The sequence below is a fragment of the Leucobacter komagatae genome (genome assembly GCF_000834055.1).
Taxonomy (GTDB): Bacteria; Actinomycetota; Actinomycetes; order Actinomycetales; family Microbacteriaceae; genus Leucobacter; species Leucobacter komagatae_A.
On record NZ_JXSQ01000053.1, the window covers coordinates 1 to 6,993 of the forward strand.

Below are 6,993 nucleotides of genomic sequence, written 5' to 3' on the forward strand. Positions count from 1 at the left end.
TCATGACGAGGAGCGCTTTCCGCGGAGTGCGTCGAGGATGCCGGTCGGGTCAAGCTTGCCCTCGATAACCCGACCGATGAGGGCACCGACCACCATGGCGAGGGCGACGAGGACGAAAAACCCGAATCCGAGCACGATCCACGTCAGCACGAGGGTCGCCGCGATGGCGATGCCGGTGGTGGTGGGGGTCACTTGACGCGGCTCTCGTCTTCGTCGTCGTTGTCGTCGGAGGGGATGAAGACGTCGGCGATGGTGACGTTGATCTCGGCGACCTGCATGCCGACGAGGTCTTCGATGGCCTGGCCGACGGCGGCGCGGACGTCGTCGGCGACCTGCTGGAGGGAGACGGGGTACTCGGCGATGATCTTCACGTCGGCGGCGACCTGGGTCTCGGCCGACCTCGACGCCTGATGCCCTGGCCTGGTGGTCGGTCGTGGACCGACGGCGGCGCGGACGGCGCCGATGGCGCGGGCAGCGCCGCCGCCGAGGGCGTGGACGCCGGGGACCTCACGGGCGGCGATGCCGGCGATCTTCGACACGACGCCATCGGCGATGACGGTCTTGCCGTGGTCGGGGGCGTCGTGGCGACGGCAGAGGTGGTGTTCGACATGGGTGGACGATCTCCTGGAAGAAGGGGGTGCCCGGCCGCCGAGAGTGGCGGATCGGGTGATCCTGCCGGCACCGCCAAAGCGGCGGTGTGTGGGGCAGTTACTCCTACAACGAGTCCAGAAGACGATTCGTCACACGATCATCGAACTTTTTTTGAGAAGGTCTTGGAGAGCGGTCTTTCGGTCTGGGTGTCAGCCGATCTGGGCGACGGTGACGCTGATCCGGGTGGTGCTGTTCGGTCGCACCTCGTGGAGTTTTTGTTCGAGGATGATCCCGACCGTCCGGGCAACGGTCGAGGCGGAGTGTCCGCGGTCGACACCGATGGACACGGTCGCCGTCGCGTCGTCGTCGCTGAGGACGACTTCTGGCCGCACCGTGCTCTCTGAGGCGCCGGGGAGGACGGCGGCGACGACGGCGAGTATCGCGGCGGGGGCTGAGACGGCATAGATGCGGCTGACGCCGGGAACAGCCAGAACGGCGTCGGTCAAGGACCGGGCAAGGTCGGCGTCGTCGCTCACAAGGTCTCTCCGGTTGACGGGGTCTGTGCCCGCGGAACATGGACGTCGGTCACAGTGACGTCGATGGCAACCACGTTCAACTCGGTGTGATCGTGCAGTGAACGGGCGATCGCGTCTCGGACGAGGTCTGCGGTGACGGGGATGCTCTTGCCCCAGAGCGAGCTGGCGTGGACGTGGACTCGGATGGGTTCGCCCGGGATGGTGACGTCTCCTTCGAGACGTACCTTGCCGATCAGGAGACCGTCGGTGTCGTCTCCGGCGTCGCGGATCAGGCCCCGGACCGCGCCCTCCGTCACGCTCAGCTCCGACGTGGGGGTCGGGGGAGTGAACGGGATGCGTCGCCCGGACCGCGCCTCCAATCCGATGCTCGTGAGGATCGTTGCCACCCACGATTCGTCGGCGGGCTCTTGCTCGTCGATGTCCTCCTCGAGCATGGATCGGCTCAGGGTCTGCAGTCGGCTCAGAGCGTTCAGGGCGAGCTGGCAGGACGCAGAGTTGTCGATGGACGCATCCGGTGGTGTCATGCCGGCGTCGAGGTAGTCGGAGAGTTCGTCGATGGTGTGCCCGTCGAGATCTCCGGGTTCGAGCGCGAAGAGTTCGACGGCCCTCAGGTCGGGTTCAATGGATGAACCGTTGTCGGGTGTGGTCACCGCCAGCCCTCCATTCCTTGGATCACGTTCTTTCGTGCCCGAGACAACAAGCCCCGAACTGTCGACACGGGCAGATCAAGCTCCGCCGCGATCTCGTCGTAGCTGTAATCGGCCACGTGCTTCAGCACCCAGCATTGCCTCTGCTGGTGGGGAAGCCCTGCCAACACGTTTGACAGCGCCTTCTCTCGGGAGGACGCTTCCGCCCGTTGAGAGGGGCCGGTGTTCTCCGGGGCTGGAGTGTCATGGTCATCGGCGTCGGCGTGCTGCCTGCGAGCTCTGATCCGGTCGATGCTTTTCCGGCTGACGATCTTCATCAACCAACTCCGCATCGCGACCATCTCTTCGAGAGCCGCCAATTGTTGCCAGGCGGTGACGAAGGTGTCTTGGACGACGTCATCGACCTCGTCCGAGGACCCGAGGATCTTCCGCGCATAGGCCTTCATGAGGGGGCTGTGTCGCCGGATGATCACCTCGAAAGCGCGAATATCGCCGTCTGCGGCTCGATTGGCGAGGATCGCGTCGTCGGCGTCGACGAGGCTGATCCGTGTTGACCGATCGAACACCCGACCCCCTTTCGTCTGGGAAAGCTTTCCATCCGTGTGACGAATCCGTGCGTTGTCTCGTCTGAGAAGTGACTATCCCACACCCACCCCGTTCCAGGGACAGGCCTCACTAGGTCGGCCCGAGTTCAATTGGGCTCAAACGAAGGCCATGTCTTGCTCGGACTCGTGAAGTACTTGCCCATCCTCATTCCCCTCGGCCTGCGCGCCTTCTCAAGCCCTGCGGTCCGCGCAGGCATCCGCAAGGTCGAGGACGGCTTCATGAACCGTCGCGCCCGGCGACACCAGTCCTCACTAGCGCCGTCGATGGACATGGACATGGACAACGCGGACGAGATCAGCGAAAGGCATGGTCCTGGAGCGAAGGAATGCCCAAGCTCTCGGATGGAGCTGAACAAACTCACCCACGAGTGCCTCGTGGCCTACCTCCGCCATGCGTTGTGCAGCGCCACCACGGCTCAATCGACGATCAAGGAAACTTCATGAGTATTCAATTCACCGACATCGTCAGCCGAGTCCAGAAGATCGGAGATTCTTTGCTTCTGGCCCTGCCAACGGTCGCTCTGGGTGTTGTCATCCTTGTGCTGTTCTGGGGGTTGGCATGGGTAGCCAAGAAGATCGTCCGGGCAGCTGCCGCCCGGGCCGGGCAACCTGAAGGACTCCAACTGGTACTCGCCCGCCTCGTGTCGTGGGCCGTGGTGATCCTTGGTGTCCTCATCGCTCTCGCGATCGTCTTCCCCACCATCACTCCCGCCTCTCTGCTGAGCACGCTCGGCATCGGGGGAGTCGCGATCGGTTTCGCCTTCAAGGACATCTTCCAAAACCTCCTTGCCGGCGTTCTGATCCTGCTGACCCGCCCGTTCCGGATCGGTGACCAGATCGTCTCGGGTGAACACGAAGGCCAAGTCGAAGACATCCAAGTGCGCGCAACCCTCGTCCGCACCTACGACAATCGCCAGATCGTCATCCCCAACAGTGAGCTCTACACCAACCGGGTCACCGTGAATACCGCCTACCCTCAGCGCCGCCTGAGCGTGGACGTCGGAATCGGGTACGGCGACAGCATTCAGCACGCCCGGACGATCATCCTCGGCGTCTTCCACGACCTGCCAGGAATTGTGACCGATCCCAAGCCAGCCGTTCTGGTCACGGCCTTGGCCGATTTTGCTGTGCTGCTCGAGGTACGGTTCTGGATCGACCCGCCGGCTCGCCGGGATGCTGTCGAAGCCCAGGACCAAGTCCTCGAAGCCGTGAAGAACGCGCTCACCGAAGCTGGCGTCGACCTTCCCTACCCCACTCAGCAGCTGCTCCTTCACAATCAAACCGAAGGCCGCGACGGTGACCGTGCAGAGCAACGCGAAGGATGGCCTTCCGACCTGACCTAGCGATTGTCAGCCTGAGGCGAGGGAGGAAAAGGCTTCCCTGGACAAAACCACCATCTTTCCCGAGATGGGCTCGTGCGTGCTGGTAGCAACGGGTCATAGATGTGAGGTGAGGGTGCGAATCGTGTGATCGAGGTGGCGGCGCCTCGTCGTGGGGGCGACGTCGGTGAGACGCTCAGCCAGCCGAAGAGCTGCTTGGATGACCGCGGGGTGATCCATTCCGTAGGTTGAGATGCCGTCAAAGACGGTGTCGACGAGTTCCTCCGCTGTGGGCCATGACGGCACCACTCGGAGGGCGCCCTCGCGGTCACGGTAGCCCGTGATCGCGCGTCGCTCTTTCCACATCGGAACGAGAGCGGTGGCGGACAGGTCCAGAGCGCTGACGGCCGTGTACGGGTCGTTCGTGCCGCTGGCCAGACCGCGCACCGCGATCTCGACCAGCTGCTGCAGCGCGAACCCCACGTCCTGTGTGGGAGTTCTCGATGACCCGAGAGTGACAGCGGAACGGAGCTCATCACCCAGGCCGTCGTCGTCCTGTCGCCCCGCGGCAGGTCGTCGTCCGACACGCATCAGGACATCGGTGTCGATGACATGGTCACCAGGCATCGCCACCACTTGCAGCACTTGATCGTGCTCTTGTGCCCACGACACCAAGCGCTCCCACTGAACCGACTGCACGTACCCGTCCCCGGTCGCGGGGACATCGACCCACGTGCGATCGCCCGGCAGGAAAGGCTGCAGCGAGATCCTGTCGGTCTCACCCTCGCGGTAAACAAAATCGACCGCTTCTTCCAGATCCACCTGGACACGTTTTTGCAGAGAGGTGATCTGCACGCTCGTGGCGATGTGGTGGATGAAAAACACCAAGACGGCGACGTCGGCGATCCCGAGGACGACGGCTAGGTGGACGGCGATGACGGGAACGAACGCGGTCCCGTCGTCGATGTCGGTGTGAACGGATCGGAGCACGACGATGGAGTACAGGAACGTCGAGGTGAAGGCTGCGAGGACGAATTGGTTCGCACGGTCGGCCATGAAGTTGCGCACCAACCGCGGCCCGTAGGTCGACGACGTCGTCGCCAGGACAGAGATGGTGATGGAAAAAGAGGTGCCGGCGACGGTCAGCATTGCGGTACCGATGGTCGTCAAGATCGATCGGCCGCCGCTGGCGCTGAGGGCATCCAAGAACGGGATCGAGGTACCGCCGTCGAGCAACGTCTGATCGAGGAGCACCAGCAGTTCGGCGACGATGATCGCGACGACGCCGAACACGGAGGGCAGGAACCAGAACGATTCCCGGATGCGCAGGGTCAAGGTCTGCATCAGGTCACATCTTTTCTTTAAGGCCCGACCGGATGAGGAGCCAGTTGACGGGATAGGAGGTCGCGAACCCTGCGAGCATGGCGATCTGCATGACGAACCAGAACTCCGGGCTGACGACGTCCGCGCGCCCGCCGAAGAGTGAGGGCAGGACGACGAACTGGGCCAGCGCCATGATCCCGTACATTCCGACCTGCCACGCCGATATCGACAGAGCGTCGGCCTTGAGGGCGGCCACGATGCCGGCTCGGAGGCCGAGGCCGCGCATCGGGGCGATGGAGAAGTACTGGAACACGATCCCGAGAGCGAAGGCGAGGACGAAGTCCATGATCCAGCCGGCAAAGATCTCGTCGTCGTACAGAGTGCCCCGGCCGACGACGACGCCGATGACGGGGAAGGCGACGAGGGCGAACTCCGCGACGAGGTCGCCGATCGCGCAACCCGCACCGCAATGGCTGGTACCCGTGGCGACGGAGACCGCCATCGAACTCCCACGCTCGTCCCGGCTCAGTCCTCGCGGGGCGGCGCGCGCGGTCCGGCTATAGAACAGCAGCCACGCGACCCCGCCGAACAGCATCGTGACGGGCCACACCACGTTCATCACGGCCATCGGCTGTGGGCGACGGGCCACGTCGGCTGTGACACCGACCGCGCAGATGACACCGATGGCGATGAAGGTCCACGAGATTAATGTGAACCCGAAGGGGAACGCGTCGACGGTCAGGACAGGTGAGGCGGTGACCATCCATTGACCCAACACCTTGACGATGCCGAGCGTCGGAGCCAATGACGATCGGACACCACACCAGGTCGTGAGTGATTGGGTCAGCCGATGACAGGCCGGTCTTCGGGGTTGCGCCTGTTATGGGTACCGTGACGACGTGGCGCACGAGGCATGCGAGCTCCAGTAAGTGACGAATGTGAAAGAATCCACTCTCATTCCGCGTCGTGCTCACAGGGGGCGGCTCACGAAAGGGCGATGGCCCCTACTCGTCCGGAGTAGGGGCCATCGATTGTGAAGTGACGCTTTGTATTACTCGCCGGCCACGTCGGTGGTCGCGAGCTTCGCGCGGCGGCGAGCGAGGACCATCAGGGTCGAGCCGAGCAGCAGGACGGCGGGCGCCGATGCCGATGGCGGCCTCGGTGCCTTCGCCACCCGTGTACGCCAGTCCGGTGGTGCCGGTGGCGATCGGGGTGGCGGGGGTGCCGGCCGGGACGACCGCGGCGACGAGGCTGAAGGCCACGTCGGCCGAGGGGTCCGAGATGACCGGCTGGCCGGCGGCGTCGAGCACGGGCGCGCCGTTCTCGTCGAGCAGGAACGCCACGGCGGCAGCCGTGTAGTCGTCCGGCGTCAGGGCGAGGGTGACGGTCCAGTTGCCGTCGGCGTCCACGACGATCGGGTCGGTCGGGTCGGCCGGCTCGGAGGCTGCGGAGGACATGTCGCCCTCGGCGGCCTCGAGCTCGTCGAGCTGGTCCGTCGGGACGACCGCGAGCAGGATGTTCGAGCCGGGGGTGCCGGTGCCGGTGCCGGTGACGGTGACCTGGTCGCCGACGACGACCTGGCCCTCGGTGGGCGAGGTGATGACGGGCGCGTCGAGCGTGGCGTCGGGCGTGGTCGGGGGAACGACGACCGCGGCGGGCAGGTTGAAGGCACGCGTGACGTCGCCCGAACCCGCACCACCGGTGACCTGGGTCACGCGGACGGTCTGGGCCACGGCGGCGTCGTCGCCGTAGGTGTAATCGAGCGACCACTGGCCATCGACGACGACCACGGCGGTGGTGCCGGGAAGGCGGTTGCCGTCGGCGTCGAGCACGTTGACGGTCGAACCCGAGTTGCCGGTGCCCGAGAAGGTGACGGTGCGCGTGGCGGTGGTGGTGCCCTCGGCGGGCGTCTCGACGACGAGGGTCTGGCCCTCGGGCAGGACGAACGCGACGGTGGTGTCACCGGTGCCGG

The 6,993-nt window shown here is 65.0% G+C and carries 9 protein-coding genes and 1 pseudogene; 2 read left to right on the forward strand and 8 right to left on the reverse strand.

Features of this window, described 5'->3' with window-relative positions:
- The 5 genes from SD72_RS16450 to SD72_RS16470 form a co-directional block, all read right to left on the reverse strand.
- Window positions 1–192, reverse strand: a complete 192-nt coding sequence (locus SD72_RS16450; RefSeq protein ID WP_042545555.1) for a hypothetical protein — start codon at window positions 190–192, stop codon at window positions 1–3.
- Window positions 189–539, reverse strand: a complete 351-nt coding sequence (locus SD72_RS16455) for an Asp23/Gls24 family envelope stress response protein (RefSeq protein WP_042545556.1) — start codon at window positions 537–539, stop codon at window positions 189–191. Before SD72_RS16455 ends, SD72_RS16450 begins: the two co-directional genes overlap by 4 nt.
- 261 nt (window positions 540–800) lie before the next feature.
- On the reverse strand, window positions 801–1,097 hold the full coding sequence (locus tag SD72_RS17835; protein ID WP_157000653.1) for a hypothetical protein: 297 nt from the start codon (window positions 1,095–1,097) through the stop codon (window positions 801–803).
- 26 nt (window positions 1,098–1,123) lie between these two features.
- Window positions 1,124–1,777 carry an Asp23/Gls24 family envelope stress response protein gene (locus tag SD72_RS16465; protein ID WP_232299839.1) on the reverse strand — a complete coding sequence of 218 codons (654 nt, stop codon included), beginning with the start codon at window positions 1,775–1,777 and terminating at the stop codon, window positions 1,124–1,126.
- Window positions 1,774–2,340, reverse strand: a complete 567-nt coding sequence (locus SD72_RS16470; protein ID WP_042545558.1) for an RNA polymerase sigma factor — start codon at window positions 2,338–2,340, stop codon at window positions 1,774–1,776. Before SD72_RS16470 ends, SD72_RS16465 begins: the two co-directional genes overlap by 4 nt.
- A gap of 153 nt (window positions 2,341–2,493) precedes the next feature.
- Between SD72_RS16470 and SD72_RS16475 the strand changes: the two genes are divergently transcribed.
- Complete coding sequence (locus SD72_RS16475; protein WP_157000654.1) at window positions 2,494–2,823, forward strand: hypothetical protein; 330 nt, start codon at window positions 2,494–2,496, stop codon at window positions 2,821–2,823.
- A complete protein-coding gene (locus SD72_RS16480; RefSeq protein WP_042545560.1) occupies window positions 2,820–3,722 on the forward strand; it encodes a mechanosensitive ion channel family protein in 903 nt (300 codons plus the stop codon). Before SD72_RS16475 ends, SD72_RS16480 begins: the two co-directional genes overlap by 4 nt.
- Window positions 3,723–3,815: 93 nt before the next feature.
- On the opposite strand, the gene SD72_RS16485 is transcribed toward SD72_RS16480, so the two are convergent.
- From SD72_RS16485 to SD72_RS18090, 3 genes and pseudogenes are all read right to left on the reverse strand, one after another.
- A complete protein-coding gene (locus tag SD72_RS16485) occupies window positions 3,816–5,042 on the reverse strand; it encodes a DUF2254 domain-containing protein (RefSeq protein ID WP_052492784.1) in 1,227 nt (408 codons plus the stop codon).
- A 4-nt stretch (window positions 5,043–5,046) separates the two neighbouring features.
- Window positions 5,047–5,826 (reverse strand): DUF4396 domain-containing protein, encoded by a 780-nt coding sequence (locus SD72_RS16490; protein WP_232299840.1) that lies wholly within the window; start codon window positions 5,824–5,826, stop codon window positions 5,047–5,049.
- Between the two features lie 199 nt (window positions 5,827–6,025).
- A pseudogene (locus SD72_RS18090) lies at window positions 6,026–6,993 on the reverse strand (hypothetical protein); the annotation flags it as partial.